Consider the following 13826-nt stretch of genomic DNA (forward strand, 5'->3'; position numbering starts at 1 on the left):
CATGGCTATTGAACAACAAATATCCTTATTCCCATCTCGAAATATTGATGAATTTGTCAATGATCTTGAAAGTCTGACTCAGGAAATTAAAGATTTATATTGTTTAGATCAAATTCCTTGGGTTATTGGCTATTCTGGAGGTAAAGACAGCACAGCTAGTTTACAACTGATTTGGAATGCGATCGCAACACTTCCTCCTGAAAAGCTCAATAAGAAGATTTATGTTATTAGTACAGATACTTTAGTAGAAAACCCTATTGTCTCTGCTTGGGTGAATAATTCTTTAAATAGAATGAAATTAGTAGCTCAGACAAATAATCTTCCTATTGAACCTCATTTGTTAACACCTGAAGTAACACAAACTTATTGGGCAGGTTTAATAGGGAAAGGTTATCCTGCACCTCGTCATCGGTTTAGATGGTGTACTGGACGCTTAAAAATTGATCCTTCTAACCGTTTTATTCGTGATGTTGTACGGTCAAATGGTGAAGCTATTGTAATTTTAGGAACACGCAAAACAGAAAGTTCTAACCGTGCAATGATCATGGCTAAACGGGAAACAAAACGAGTTCGTGATCATCTTTGTCCTCATCCTCATTTACCTAGTTCTCTACTTTATACGCCTATTGAAAGTTGGCGAACTGACGAAGTTTGGATGTATTTAATGCAATGGGAAAATCCTTGGGGTCTGGATAATAAAGAATTATTTGCGATGTATCGAGGCGCAACAGCAGATAATGAATGCCCTCTTGTTGTCGATACCTCTACTCCTAGCTGTGGAAGCTCTCGGTTTGGCTGTTGGGTTTGTACTTTGGTGGATAGTGATAAATCATTAACTGCAATGATACAAAATGATCAAGAAAAAGAATGGTTACAACCTCTTGTGGATCTGCGTTTAGAATTAGATATCCAAAATGATCGAGATAAACGAGATTTTAGGCGACTTGTTGGAACTGTTCAACTCTTTGAACGAAATGTTGATGGGGAAATATCTGTTGAACCTATACCGGGGCCATATACCAAAAAATGGCGAGAACATTGGTTAAGACGGGTATTAGAAGCACAACAACAAATTAGACAAACAGCACCGGAAGAATATCGAGATATTACCTTAATTACAATAGGAGAATTGAGCGAAATTCGGCGAATATGGTTAGAGGAAAAACACGAATTTGATGATAGTTTACCCAAAATTTATGAGGAAATTATGGGAGAACCCTTTGAAGACCCCCGTATCGGTGCGGGAAATCATGTTCTGGGTGGAGATGAATGGCAAATTTTAGAAGAACTCAGTGAAGGGGATGGGATGTATATGGAACTAATGGCAAAATTAATGGATACTGAACGTCAGTATAAAACAATGGCAAGACGGACGGGAATTTATGATGATTTAGAACGCTGTTTTGAAACCAGTTCTCGACCGCAACAGGATGCTATTGAGAATGCTCATTATGAACGCAATTTAAAAGAAGCCGCAAAAACCGGAAGTGTTGAACAAGTTAAGCAAGCTGTTGAGGGCAAAAAAGCCGACCCTCCTCAACAGTTAAGTTGGGCAACTTTGAAATTTCAAAACCCTTCTTAAGATTAACAGGCAAGATGCCTGTTCCACATATCCTTATTTTAATTATGATTTTCCTAGAATTAACAGTCGAAAACTTTGGCCCCTATCGAGGGAAACAAGTCATTGATTTACGTCCTCAAATTAATGATAATGTTATTAGCCCTATTGTGTTATTCGGTGGTATGAATGGGGGTGGAAAAACAACCTTAATGGATGCGATGCGACTGGCACTTTATGGACAACGGGCTCAATGTTCAACACGGGGAAGTTTAAGTTATCCTGACTTTCTCAAACAAGCCGTTAATAAACATACCCTACCCCATGAAGAAACCAGTGTCGAATTGTTATTTGAACATATCGTTCAAAATATGCAAGTTCAATTTCGGGTCAAACGTCGCTGGACAAAAAACCCGAAAAATGGTAAAGATATTTTAGGAATCTTAATTGATGATTGGCCGGACTCCGCTTGGTTAGAAACCTGGGATGAACGGATAGAAGATTTTTTTCCCATTGGCATTTCTAATTTATTTTTATTTGATGGCGAACAAGTTAAAGAATTAGCAGATTTAGACACACCCCCTAACGTTGTGGTTCAGGCTATTCAATCTTTATTAGGGTTAGAATTAGCAGAACGGTTAGCCATAGATTTAGATATTTTAGCGAACCGTAAACGTAAACAATTAGCTGACTCTAAGGAATTAGCGGATTTAGAAGCCATTGAAAACAAGTTAAACCGCTATAAATCAGAATGGGAAAATGCTGAAAAATCCATATTAAACTTGAAGGAAAAAGCAGGAATAGCTAAAAAAAGGTTATATGCGGCTAAGGAAAAATTTAAACTCGAAGGTGGAAAAATTGCCGGAGAACGGAGTCAATTAGAACAACAGTTAGAACATGAACGAGAGAAAGCTAAACAACAGCGAGATAATCTTTGTGAATTAGCTGGAGATTATTTACCTTTGGCGTTAATTACTCCTCTATTATTACAAGCTAAAAACCAAGGAGAACAAGAGCTAAATTTGCAAAAAGCAAAAGTGGCTCAAGATGTTATTAAAGAACGAGATCAACGTTTATTTCAATATTTAGAACAGCTTAATATTACCCCAAACCAATTAGAAAATATTAAGTTATATTTAGAAGATGATTATCACAAATTAACCGATAATTCCGAAAATCAAGAAACCCTTTTTTTGGGGCTAGATGATAAAGTTCTCCAGCAGTTAAAAACCGTTTTAGAACATCAACTTCCGAGTCAAATTCAATCCTCTCAGGATAGCTTAGACGCCTTAAGAAGTATTGAAGACACAATTTCAAGTCTGGATAGACAATTAGCCGTTGCCGCCCCTCCAGAGGTCTATGAACAACTGTTAGAAACCGTCTCCCAAGCTCAAACAGAATTCACAAAACTGGAAACGGCTATTGAAGAGGCAGAAGAACGGTGTAAAAAATGTCAAGCTCAGTATGAAAAAGCTAAAAAAGACTTAGAAAAATATAGTCAAAATACTATTGATCGAAAAAATGTTAATCATATTATTGATAGCGTGGCTAAAGTTCAAAGTACATTGAAGGTTTTTAAAGAAAAACTGACTTTAAAAAAGCTAAATAAATTAGAAGTAGAAGTAACAGAATGTTTTCGTTATTTATTACATAAATCCGACTTAGTGCATCGAGTTATTATCCAAACGGAAGATTTTAGTTTATCCCTCTATGATCCCCAAGGACAACCTGTTGAGAAACACCGCCTTTCAGCCGGAGAAAAACAACTGTTAGCGATCGCTTTTTTATGGGGGTTAGCGAGGGTTTCCGGTCGCAATTTACCCATTGCCATTGATACCCCATTAGGCCGTTTAGACTCCTCCCACCGTCAAAACTTAATTGAACGGTATTTTCCCGCAGCCAGCCATCAAGTTATTTTACTTTCAACAGATACGGAAATTGCCGAAAAGGAAGTCAACAGTTTACGCGAACAAGAAGCCATCGCTCGTGAGTATTTACTCAAATACGACCCAACACAACGCCAAACCCGCATTGAACCTGGTTATTTCTTTTAAGAAGATAAGGTTGAGTCTGCAATATTCCTTTACAGAAGCTTCATAAAACTTCAGTTTAAATCAAGGTTTTGTAAAAAAATACCCTACCTAGATTACAATTCTTCAGTATTTCGGTATAAAATTTTCTATATATAGATTTAAGATCTGTGGATTTCCTGAATTGTCTCGTGAATCACAATGGAACCCCCCTTAGAGCGAATTCGCCTATCCCTAACCGCGAAGGAGCAGCTGACGAAACTTAAGCGAGTCACCAAAATAGAGAATTGGAATATCCTGTGTCGTTGGGCGTTGTGTCGTTCACTAGCAGAGTCAACAATTCCTTCCCCAGTTCCCATACCTAGCGATAGTAATGTTGAAATGACATGGCAAGTCTTTGGGGGTCAGATGTGTGATTTATTACTCCTTGCCCTCAAGCAACGTTGCCATAATGATCACTTAGGAACCGATCCCGAAACCCTCGCCACCCAGTTTCGCCTACACCTCCATCGAGGAATTAGTTACCTAGCCGGTGATCCCAATCTTAAACAGATTGAAGATTTAATCACCCTCACCCAAGCCCAAAACTCCGGCACCCCATAAACCTGCTGAGGTCAGAACCTCGCAAGACTCAGAATGTGCCCCCTATACCGAATTACGGTTCAGGGGTAACGGTTACTGTTCCCGAATGCCTTTCTCCTCCTTCCGTTATAAAGTCCCCTGTCATTTCCTATCTTTTCGGGAGGATCTCACAGACTTTCAAAATCGTTAAACTAGAAACTAGAGGAGAATCACCGTGACAACACTGAATACTGAATCTGGCTCGGTCAATACCAATACTATGGCTATAGGTTCTAACCGTAGATATCACAACGTAATGGAAGACTTAGTGGCTGAGGAAGTCAAACGTCAATTAGCTTCTCTTCCGCCACGACTTTCCCAATATATTAAGCGGGTTGAAGTGGAAACCTACGCGCTCAATCGTTTACCGCCGCTTTACGCTTCCAGTAAAGAAGGTTGGATGCAGCAACTTAAACGGGGACAGGCAGAGTTTTCCCCCTCGATCAAAACCGCCGTGCGACAAGCGATCGCGGCGGTACAAAGAGACTTGCTGCGACATTCAACTCCTTTATCTCCAGAAGAAGCCACAGAGGTTAATCAAGAGATTCAGAAACAAGAGGCTCCCAAAAGAAATGTACCGCGCTCTGAACCCTGGGAAAATACACCGCCTAATCTTGATCAAAAAGTGGTGCATCGTCATCGTGCTTTTGCCGATAATTACTCACGCAAAGACGCTTCGATTAGAGATGGATGGATCGGTTAACTTATCGGGGGATTTTTAGGCATTGTTTTCGTCCTCATTCCCGGTATTTAAGCAAGGGGAAAGAACGGATAGAAATGCCGGACGAACCCTTGTCCTTTACCTATAGTTAAGGAGTACTCTAATGCAGAAGTTACATAAAGTTTACTCTGTTGTACAGTTAAAAATATATCCTTCTTAAGGCAGAGATTCGCCACAATTGTCGCCACTAGGGTAAAACCTGTACCGTGAGTCTGGGAGGTAATTAACGATTTGAGTTCTAAAGATGTGGAACTGGTAGCTATTAAACCCAACATCCACCCCTCGTAATTCTCCAGACATTCCACCACCTTTAACTAAAACGGCTTGGAAGCCTAACTAAACCTTAATTGTTAACGATTAACTTCTGACTGTGGGCTGTTGTCAAGTGGAGAGTACCGAATGCAGGGTGTCAGTTTCTAGGATTGACTCTCTGTCCCCCTGCTTCCGGTACTCCCCTGCTGCGTCTAACGAGTCGGGGGTTTCCGCCGACGGAGAAAGTCAGGAATATCTAATCCGGGTTGGGCTGGGTTAGACGGAGTTTGGGGTTGGGGTGGGTTCCCTGGAGCCGGAATCACCGGAATGGTATTCCCCCGTTGTACATTAGCTTCACGGGTTACGGGGATAGCTTGTTTATTGTCTCCTGAAAACCCAGTGGCAATTACCGTGATTTTTACTTCTCCCTGCATCCGTTCATCAATCACAGCCCCAAAGATAATATTGGCATTGGGATCAACCACTTCATAAATCGTTTCGGCAGCAGCATTCACCTCATGTAACGTTAAATCCGTACCGCCAGTAATATTAAATACAACCCCCTTCGCCCCATCAATGGAGGATTCTAACAAGGGAGAGGCGATCGCCGCAACGGCAGCTTCTCTAGCCCGTGATTTGCCCGAACCAATGCCAATTCCTAATAAAGCCGACCCCGCATCAGCCATCACCGCCCGCACATCGGCGAAATCCACGTTGACTAAACCCGGAATTGTAATAATATCAGAGATTCCCTGTACCCCTTGACGTAAGACATCATCGGCATAGCGAAACGCTTCCTGCACGGGGGTTTGTTCATTAATCACCGATAACAATTTATTATTCGGAATCACAATTAACGTATCTACACGGGATTGTAATGCGGCAATTCCCTCATCCGCTTGGGAAATCCGTCGGCGTCCTTCAAAGGTAAACGGACGAGTGACGACCCCAACCGTTAAGGCTCCAATTTCTTTCGCGACTTCTGCCACAATCGGGGCTCCACCCGTTCCCGTTCCGCCTCCTAATCCGGCGGTAATAAAAACTAAATCTGCCCCTTCCAAAGCATGAAGAATTTCATCCCGTGATTCTTCCGCCGCTTTTTGACCAATGGCGGGGTTTCCACCTGCCCCTAAGCCTCTAGTTAATTTCTGACCCACTTGTAACCGTTTTTGGGCTTTCGATAAAGTTAAAGCTTGAGCATCGGTATTCACTGACCAAAACTCAACACCTGTTACCTGGCTGTCAATCATTCGGTTAACAGCATTACCGCCACTGCCGCCCACACCAATTACTTTGATCTTTGCAGCATTGCTGGGAATAATATCGCCACTCCAAGATTCTTCGCGGGGCATATCTTTAGAATCATTATTAGGGTTAACTATTCGTTCATTTCTACGGAATGGATTGGCTGAATCTGCTGACAACCAGGGATTCGCTTTTCCTTCAGCATCAGAATTGCCTTGGGTAGACCCCAGATTATTCTTAACTGTCATTTTAATAGGGGAAGTAGATGAATAACGGTTCTATAACTTTAAACCACAGAAACAAAACTACTATAGGGTAAGTTGGTCGAGAAACCAAGCCCTTGAGTGTATTAAACGCCACAAATTAGGGGATATCCTAAACTTTATAAGGTTATAGAGGGAGGGAACAGGGAACAGGGAACAGGGAACAGGGAACAGGGAAAGAAAAGGTTTCATGATTTAGACGTGTCCACCCGTTCACCCTACACCCTATTGAATCAGAGTGCTATTGACTCCCCTGGTCATCTTTTAAATTGTTGGGGCTGATTAATCTTGAAATGACTCAGGAAAATCCGGTAAAACCCAGGTAGGGGGCTGCATTCTTTTCTTACGGACAGCCTCCTCTGCCATTTCTAACATTTGGTCTAAGGAGGTATTGCTGATAAAATTTTCAGTTTCTGGGATATAGTCACGATTGGGACATTTATCCCCTAAAACACAGCCATTGACACAAGCTTCTGCACAGTTAATTGATGATGGTTCCATCGGTTTTTCCGCTCCAAGTTGATCGGTTTTAGATTTGGGTTTGCTTCGCGGTTAAGATTCTGGGTTCTGAACCTTCTGAAGTTCCTGATCCAAAATTCTAACGTGAGTTTAATATAATCAAAAATGGGAGATTGTTAATCCTTTGCTAAAATCAGTTGAATTTGGCAAGTTCGTTAACCGTTACATCTTTTATTAAAATCACTATGAATAAATTTATACAACGTTTTAAAAATTTACCTTGGATACCTTTATTACAAAATGTCGCTCTGACTTATTTAATTGTTGCGATCGCAGAAATTTTAATGATTTGGGGAATCACTCAATCTCTAGCCTTGCGAAAAATGATCCAAATTTTATATGCTCCCCCCTTAGACTTATTAATTTTATTCGGTGTGGGGGTTGGGGTAGGAGCTTTGGTCATTTATCTCATCGAAATTCGTCCCTCTAAAGTTTTCCTCAATACAACGTGTTTATGGGTACTTTTCCTTTGTTTATTAATAACTTTATTTATTTATAAATCCATTTTCCCGCCCGTTCTTTTATTAAGTACATCTCAAATCACGATTATGGGAATTTTAATTGGTTTGTTTTGGAAAGGGAGAAATTACTGGAGATAAATCCAAGATTACTTAGCGACAATTCTCAATCCTTCTCGATAATGAGCAATCGCCGTAATCACAGCAACGGCAAAATAAAACACCCGAATCCCCCAAAAACAAACCCCCATAATAATTGTAATTAAAGTAGGAGGAATGCCACTCACCCGAACAAATTTAGAGTTGACTTGTTTTTCTAACCGTTCCAATTCCTGCATCTGAACTTGTCGCGTCGGAATCATAGGAAATTGTCCCGTATATACATAGAAACCAAACACTCCATCTCGATTAATTCTGCGTTTTAAAAAGTCATCTGCAACCGTTTGGGCTTGGGGAACCGGAATATCATCATCCTGAGCAATATCTCCCACCCAAAGATTGTATTTCACAATCTGAGGAACCGCTAAAATCAGGGGGATTGAAACAATTAGAAAAAATGTACTAATTTTGCGAGCATTAAAAGTGGGTAATAAACCCGTTGCTAATCCTAATCCCATCCCCACAATGGCAAATACCAAAATATTGAGTAAATCAATAATTTCTAAACCCCGAAGTAAATCGCCAAACATAAATATAGGGTAAATAAATTTATGGGCGAGTTTCAGGACTAAAACTTTAATTGCAATTGCCACTCCTGCGAGGACAACGACACAAAAGACAAACATGAAAGCGCATAAGATATAAACCGTAATGCGCCTCAGTAGTTTGAAGAAATTCATCGAACGAATTTAGGAGGTTAAGGTTGAGTAGAGGAAGACGTTAGGGTTGCCTGGGCTAATTGGGTGATTTGGGCGATGGCTATTTCCGAAGGAAGGGGTTGACCTTCACTGTGTAACCATAACAGATATTCAATATTCCCTGCTGGGCCTTGAATGGGCGACCAAGTTAAACCTCGATATTGCCAGCCTAACGTTAGGGCAGCACAACCGACTTGAAAGATAGCATGGGCTTGATCTTGAGAATCTCGGACAACGCCTTTTTTGCCCACCCGTTCTTTCCCTACTTCAAATTGAGGTTTTACTAACAGTACCACTTCCCGATTCGGCTTTAACAGTTGCCATAACGGAGGCAGAATTTTGGTTAAGGAAATAAAGGATACATCGACAACGGCAAAATCCGCATATTGTTCTGAAGGTGTATCGGCTGCAATCGTTAACTCTCCGTACAATTGACTAGGCGTTAAATAGCGCAGATTCGTGCGTTCAAATAAAATCACTCGTGGATCATTTCTAATCCCCCAGTCGCATTGTCCATAGCCAACATCAACGCCATAAACTTGTTTTGCCCCTGCTTTTAATAAACAATCGGTAAACCCTCCCGTTGAAATCCCCCCATCGAGACAAATGCGATCACGCACATTAATGTTAAATTCTGCCAAAGCTTTAGCCAGTTTTTCTCCGCCTCTGGAGACAAAAGGGGCTCGTTGTTTCACTTGAATCTCTGCTTCTGTATTGATTTCAGTTCCCGGTTTATCAATGACCTGTCGATTCACCAAAACTTCTCCCGCCCGGATTAATCGTTGAGCCTGTTGGCGGGACTCACATAAATTGCGGTCTACTAATAACGTATCAAGTCGTTGTTTCACAAAAATTGGGAACGATAGAGCAGGGAACCGAGAATTAGGAAACGGTTATCGAGATTCAGTTTCTGTACTACTTTACGGTAGAAGTCGATGATCCTTATCACATCAGGAATTGAGATTTATCTTAATTAATCCCTCAAAATATCACTGTTTGCCCAAAAAAATCAGAGGTTAATAGAGAAAGCTAGAGGTTGTATTAAATTTACTAGGATTAATCCATGAAAACCCTGAATTTTTTTCCCCTTGCTAATCAAGAAACTAGCCAACCCTCAACCGTTGCTATTTTAAGTGGAGAAATGATTCATATTATTTATCCCAATGGCAAAGTAGAACTCATAACCACAGACAATGTTCAGGAGAATAGAAGTCAACACCATTTGAAAACCTGTATCGTGTGGGGTCGAGTTGAAGACTTTTAAGGATTTGTGTTTCAAGATTAATGCGTCGGGATTCCATTCCACCCTAACACCTGCTCCGGTGTAGTGAAGATTTTCCTCCCGCCGCAGTCAAATATTAGGGATATAAAAATGGCATTAGCCCAGAAACCCCTAACAGACAAACCCGTGAAGTTCATCTAATCGGAGGGGTTATGGGCATAAGTGAGCCAATACAAAATGAAATGAGCGTTAGCCAATGCAATCGCCTTAAACAAAAATTGAGTGGGGGATTAAATATCCTGTTCACCCAATTCCCGAATTAAATGCTCAAAAGGTTGTTCTAAATAATCTCCAGTAGGCAGTCCAGCGGCTGCAACTTGTTCAGCCACTAAATCTTTGAGAATACCGATGCCGATCACAGTTGGGCCAACGGGAACATTTAAGGAATTGTAAGTTTCCCGTAACCCTTGGAGTACCCGTTCATCTAAAACATCCATATCTCCGGCCACCAGAGCATAGGTAGCGTAACGCAGATAATAGTCCATATCGCGTAAACAAGCTGCATAACGACGTGTGGTGTAAGCATAGCCACCGGGACGAATCAACTCAGGAACTTGGCTAAACAAGGCAGAACCCGCTTGTTTGACCAAAGTAGCCGCGTTGCTATTAATCACCGCAGCCGCTTGCACCCGTGCCGTGCCCGTCGAAAAATAGGACTTTAATTGATCGATGGCATCTCGATCCAAATAGCGACCCGTTCTGTCGTAATTTTTTATTAAGCTTGTAACGGCGTCTCGCATGAAGGCTATCTCCTTTATAATATCTTTCAATTATTCTGAAGCCGCGACGTGCTGTATTGTAGCACTCAATACAAAACTTAATCAATCTGAGTCACTATGATCAGCCAGTCGCTTTGTTCGCCCAACGGCCAAGGCTTTCAGAGATAATCAAGATTTTTGAGGAGATATTCATTCATGCCTGAGACTGCCCAAGAGGTCTTATCGATGATCGAAGACCAAGGGATTCAAATGATTGACCTGAAATTCGTGGATATGCTGGGAACCTGGCAGCATCTAACGGTACACAACAGCCAAATCGATGAATCCTCCTTTACAGATGGTGTACCGTTTGATGGTTCCAGCATCCGAGGTTGGAAAGCCATTAATGAATCCGATATGTCAATGGTGTTAGATCCAAAAACTGCTTGGATCGATCCCTTCATGGCAGAACCGACTCTCAGCATCATTTGTAGTATTCAAGAACCCCGCACTGGAGAACCCTACAATCGTTGTCCCCGTGTCATTGCCCAAAAAGCCGTTGATTATTTAATTTCGACGGGAATTGGGGATACGGCATTCTTTGGCCCGGAAGCGGAATTTTTCATTTTTGATGATGTTCGCTACGATCAAACACAACATTGTGGCTATTACTATGTCGATTCTGTTGAAGGTCGTTGGAATTCAGGAAGGGAAGAACCTGGTGGAAACTTAGCCTACAAACCGGGCTACAAAGAAGGGTATTTCCCCGTTGCGCCAACGGATACTTTCCAAGATATCCGTACTGAAATGTTGTTAACCATGGCCAAATGTGGCGTTCCCATTGAAAAACATCACCATGAAGTGGCCACAGGTGGACAGTGTGAACTCGGTTTCAAATTCGGAACCTTGATTGAAGCCGCCGATAATTTGATGATCTACAAATATGTGATCAAAAATGTCGGTAAAAAATACGGCAGAACCATCACCTTCATGCCCAAACCGATTTTTGCAGATAACGGTTCTGGGATGCACACTCACCAATCCATCTGGAAAGATGGTCAACCTTTGTTTGCTGGGGATAAATATGCGGGCTTCAGCGACATGGGGCTGTGGTACATCGGCGGTATTCTCAAACACGCTCCGGCGTTGTTGGCCTTAACCAACCCCAGCACTAATTCCTACAAACGCTTAGTTCCTGGATATGAAGCTCCGGTGAACTTGGCTTACTCCCAAGGTAACCGTTCAGCTTCGGTGCGGATTCCTCTGGCTGGAAACAACCCCAAAGCCAAGCGTTTAGAGTTCCGGTGTCCTGATGCGACGGCTAACCCCTATATGGCGTTTGCAGCGATGCTCTGTGCTGGACTTGATGGGATTAAAAACCAAATTGATCCGGGTGAACCTTTGGATGTGGATATCTACGATCTCAGTCCTGAAGAACTGCGGAAAATTCCTTCAACCCCTGGTTCTTTGGAATTAGCGTTGGAAGCCTTAGAGCAAGATCACGCCTTTTTAACAGAACCGGGTGTGTTCACCGAAGACTTTATTGCTAACTGGATTTCCTACAAACTCGATAACGAAGTTAACCCCACCCGGTTACGTCCTACTCCCTACGAGTTTGCACTTTATTACGACTGTTAATTGTTTTGACTCATTTGAGTTTTTTATAGCCACCCTAGGGGTGGCTTTTTATATAAGAGTAGGGAACAGGGAACAGGGAATAAGGGAACAGGGAACAGGGAATAAGGGAACAGTCAACTACTGTAATTCTTCTTGGAAATAACGGCGATAGAGTTCACAACTGGGTTCAAGCTGATCACCATTAAATGTAATTAAACCCATACTGTCTAATTTATAAGCTAAAGTCGAGTCAATTTTACCTGAATCTCCCGTCTTAATCACCTGTTGAAAAGCGGCTTTCAGTTGAGGATATTGATTCAAAGAAAACAACAGACGACGCAAATGATTTTTATAAATTCCCGCGTTTGTGGGCGCTTGTTGCAGGAGTTCTTGCAGTTGGGCTTTGGGTGTTAAAGGGCACTCCAGTCCCAGTTGGGATATGGATGTATAAATATTACAAAATGCTGCACTCGATACAGAGACTAGATGATACATCGCTAACTGGACTAAATACGGATGTCCTCCCACCATGGCCATTAACTGTTGAATTTCTGAATCACCTGCCCAGTCTAATTGATAACATTCTGCTAGTTCTTTGATTTGTTCGTGAGTCAAGTAAGGTAAGCTTAACGGTAATCCAATATTAAAGGGAGACTGATTTAAGTTAAGGGGTACATAAATTTCTGTGGAATAGGCAACAATTAAGCGAAGTTTTTGCCAGATTTCTATTTTACGCGCTTCTTCATACCAAACTCGCAACATCGGAAAAAATTCTTTAGCCAGTTCAGGATATTCAAAAATTCGATTGACTTCATTTAATACTAATACGATTGGTTCTTGAATTCGTTCGAGAATATAATTTTGAAAATAAATGGTACAACTAACTTTACTCCCAATGTCTTCATCCCAATAGTTTTCTAATTGGGATTCTAAATCTAAAGCGTGACCGACATTGGCACAAAACCAACGCAAGAATTTATTTAAGTCGATAAATAAACTTTCTTCTGCCTGATTAAAATCTAAAGTAACACTTCGATAATTAAGTTCATTTGCATAAGCTATTATTCTTAATAATAATGAGCTTTTTCCCATTTTTTGAGGAGCTTTAATCCGCAGCACAGAACCCGGTTCCATAATTTCTGTAAAAGCGAGTTCTTCAATGGGAGGACGGGAAATATAGAAGCGAGAGCTTAAGGATAAAGGGCCATCAGGAAATTCCAGGGGGATTTTTCGGTTGAGGCTAGGTTGGGAAGATGTTTGCCAGATTAATTGCTGTTGAGCGAGGGTGAGTTCACGGGATTCTAGTATTTTGCGAAAGTTGCTTTTATTGATAGACTCATTCAAAACCTGACTCAGTAAAATCCACAAGTCTGCTGCAACTTTTCTAACTCGCTCAGGGCCATAGTAAGCTTCCTGAGCAATGGTCGTGTAGGTTTTACCTTCCCACGCTTGTCGCAAAATTAGCTCTTGAAGTCGCGTCAAAGGCTTAGGAAGTATGGCGTTCAAGACTAGAATCACATCGTCGATTATCATTGAGTAAATATTAGAAGAAGCTGGCAGACTTTACTTTAAAGCCTTATTATAAGTATAAAGGAATACAGGCTTTGGGAGGATGAGGAGTGATTTTTTAGTGCCTTGGGTCTTAAACTATTAATCTTTTAACAAAAAATAGTACAAGCTGATATTACATATTGACAGAACTTAG

Annotated in this window: 14 protein-coding genes; 7 read left to right on the forward strand and 7 right to left on the reverse strand. The window is 41.3% G+C overall.

Annotated elements, in window-relative coordinates:
- The first annotated feature begins 1 nt into the window (after position 1).
- The 4 genes from dndC (at position 2) to NMK36_RS07205 (ending at position 4912) form a co-directional block, all read left to right on the forward strand.
- Entirely contained in the window at positions 2-1582 is a 1581-nt protein-coding gene (gene dndC / locus NMK36_RS07190; protein WP_072717059.1) for a DNA phosphorothioation system sulfurtransferase DndC, read from the forward strand.
- Between the two features lie 44 nt (positions 1583-1626).
- Complete coding sequence (gene dndD, locus NMK36_RS07195; RefSeq protein ID WP_072717287.1) at positions 1627-3612, forward strand: DNA sulfur modification protein DndD; 1986 nt, start codon at positions 1627-1629, stop codon at positions 3610-3612.
- A gap of 177 nt (positions 3613-3789) precedes the next feature.
- On the forward strand, positions 3790-4191 hold the full coding sequence (gene dndE, locus NMK36_RS07200; protein WP_072717058.1) for a DNA sulfur modification protein DndE: 402 nt from the start codon (positions 3790-3792) through the stop codon (positions 4189-4191).
- A gap of 193 nt (positions 4192-4384) precedes the next feature.
- Positions 4385-4912, forward strand: a complete 528-nt coding sequence (locus NMK36_RS07205; protein WP_254173415.1) for a late competence development ComFB family protein — start codon at positions 4385-4387, stop codon at positions 4910-4912.
- Positions 4913-4959: 47 nt separating this feature from the next.
- On the opposite strand, the gene NMK36_RS28940 is transcribed toward NMK36_RS07205, so the two are convergent.
- The 3 genes from NMK36_RS28940 to NMK36_RS07215 form a co-directional block, all read right to left on the reverse strand.
- Complete coding sequence (locus NMK36_RS28940) at positions 4960-5205, reverse strand: bifunctional hydroxymethylpyrimidine kinase/phosphomethylpyrimidine kinase (RefSeq protein WP_367997171.1); 246 nt, start codon at positions 5203-5205, stop codon at positions 4960-4962.
- Between the two features lie 189 nt (positions 5206-5394).
- Positions 5395-6675 (reverse strand): cell division protein FtsZ, encoded by a 1281-nt coding sequence (gene ftsZ / locus NMK36_RS07210; RefSeq protein WP_254173416.1) that lies wholly within the window; start codon positions 6673-6675, stop codon positions 5395-5397.
- A gap of 297 nt (positions 6676-6972) precedes the next feature.
- Positions 6973-7191 (reverse strand): hypothetical protein, encoded by a 219-nt coding sequence (locus tag NMK36_RS07215; RefSeq protein WP_254173417.1) that lies wholly within the window; start codon positions 7189-7191, stop codon positions 6973-6975.
- Between the two features lie 203 nt (positions 7192-7394).
- On the opposite strand from NMK36_RS07215, the gene NMK36_RS07220 reads away from it, so the two are divergent.
- Positions 7395-7808 (forward strand): peptide chain release factor 1, encoded by a 414-nt coding sequence (locus NMK36_RS07220; RefSeq protein WP_254173418.1) that lies wholly within the window; start codon positions 7395-7397, stop codon positions 7806-7808.
- An 8-nt stretch (positions 7809-7816) separates the two neighbouring features.
- Here the strand turns inward: NMK36_RS07220 and NMK36_RS07225 are convergent, their stop codons facing one another.
- A complete protein-coding gene (locus tag NMK36_RS07225) occupies positions 7817-8452 on the reverse strand; it encodes a hypothetical protein (protein ID WP_254173419.1) in 636 nt (211 codons plus the stop codon).
- 71 nt (positions 8453-8523) lie between these two features.
- The gene (locus NMK36_RS07230; RefSeq protein ID WP_072717053.1) at positions 8524-9372 is read right to left on the reverse strand and encodes a TlyA family RNA methyltransferase; all 849 of its coding nucleotides are present in this window, start codon (positions 9370-9372) and stop codon (positions 8524-8526) included.
- Between the two features lie 215 nt (positions 9373-9587).
- On the opposite strand from NMK36_RS07230, the gene NMK36_RS07235 reads away from it, so the two are divergent.
- The gene (locus tag NMK36_RS07235) at positions 9588-9788 is read left to right on the forward strand and encodes a hypothetical protein (protein ID WP_072717052.1); all 201 of its coding nucleotides are present in this window, start codon (positions 9588-9590) and stop codon (positions 9786-9788) included.
- Between the two features lie 248 nt (positions 9789-10036).
- Here the strand turns inward: NMK36_RS07235 and apcB are convergent, their stop codons facing one another.
- Positions 10037-10546, reverse strand: a complete 510-nt coding sequence (apcB, locus tag NMK36_RS07240) for an allophycocyanin subunit beta (protein WP_072717051.1) — start codon at positions 10544-10546, stop codon at positions 10037-10039.
- Between the two features lie 174 nt (positions 10547-10720).
- Between apcB and glnA the strand changes: the two genes are divergently transcribed.
- On the forward strand, positions 10721-12142 hold the full coding sequence (gene glnA / locus NMK36_RS07245) for a type I glutamate--ammonia ligase (RefSeq protein ID WP_072717050.1): 1422 nt from the start codon (positions 10721-10723) through the stop codon (positions 12140-12142).
- 117 nt (positions 12143-12259) lie between these two features.
- Here the strand turns inward: glnA and NMK36_RS07250 are convergent, their stop codons facing one another.
- The gene (locus NMK36_RS07250; protein WP_072717049.1) at positions 12260-13654 is read right to left on the reverse strand and encodes an AAA-like domain-containing protein; all 1395 of its coding nucleotides are present in this window, start codon (positions 13652-13654) and stop codon (positions 12260-12262) included.
- Positions 13655-13826 lie beyond the last annotated feature (172 nt).

Origin of the sequence: Planktothrix pseudagardhii (assembly GCF_904830925.1) — a bacterium.
Lineage (GTDB): Bacteria > Cyanobacteriota > Cyanobacteriia > Cyanobacteriales > Microcoleaceae > Planktothrix > Planktothrix tepida.

Coding starts and splice junctions, on each gene's coding strand:
- ftsZ (WP_254173416.1), bottom strand. CDS start 6,675: ATGACAGTTAAGAATAATCTGGGGTCTACCCAAGGCAATTCTGATGCT.
- NMK36_RS07235 (WP_072717052.1), top strand. CDS start 9,588: ATGAAAACCCTGAATTTTTTTCCCCTTGCTAATCAAGAAACTAGCCAA.
- NMK36_RS07225 (WP_254173419.1), bottom strand. CDS start 8,452: ATGTTTGTCTTTTGTGTCGTTGTCCTCGCAGGAGTGGCAATTGCAATT.
- NMK36_RS07250 (WP_072717049.1), bottom strand. CDS start 13,654: ATGATAATCGACGATGTGATTCTAGTCTTGAACGCCATACTTCCTAAG.
- NMK36_RS07215 (WP_254173417.1), bottom strand. CDS start 7,191: ATGGAACCATCATCAATTAACTGTGCAGAAGCTTGTGTCAATGGCTGT.
- NMK36_RS28940 (WP_367997171.1), bottom strand. CDS start 5,205: ATGTTGGGTTTAATAGCTACCAGTTCCACATCTTTAGAACTCAAATCG.
- NMK36_RS07220 (WP_254173418.1), top strand. CDS start 7,395: ATGAATAAATTTATACAACGTTTTAAAAATTTACCTTGGATACCTTTA.
- dndC (WP_072717059.1), top strand. CDS start 2: ATGGCTATTGAACAACAAATATCCTTATTCCCATCTCGAAATATTGAT.
- dndD (WP_072717287.1), top strand. CDS start 1,627: ATGATTTTCCTAGAATTAACAGTCGAAAACTTTGGCCCCTATCGAGGG.
- glnA (WP_072717050.1), top strand. CDS start 10,721: ATGCCTGAGACTGCCCAAGAGGTCTTATCGATGATCGAAGACCAAGGG.
- apcB (WP_072717051.1), bottom strand. CDS start 10,546: ATGCGAGACGCCGTTACAAGCTTAATAAAAAATTACGACAGAACGGGT.
- dndE (WP_072717058.1), top strand. CDS start 3,790: ATGGAACCCCCCTTAGAGCGAATTCGCCTATCCCTAACCGCGAAGGAG.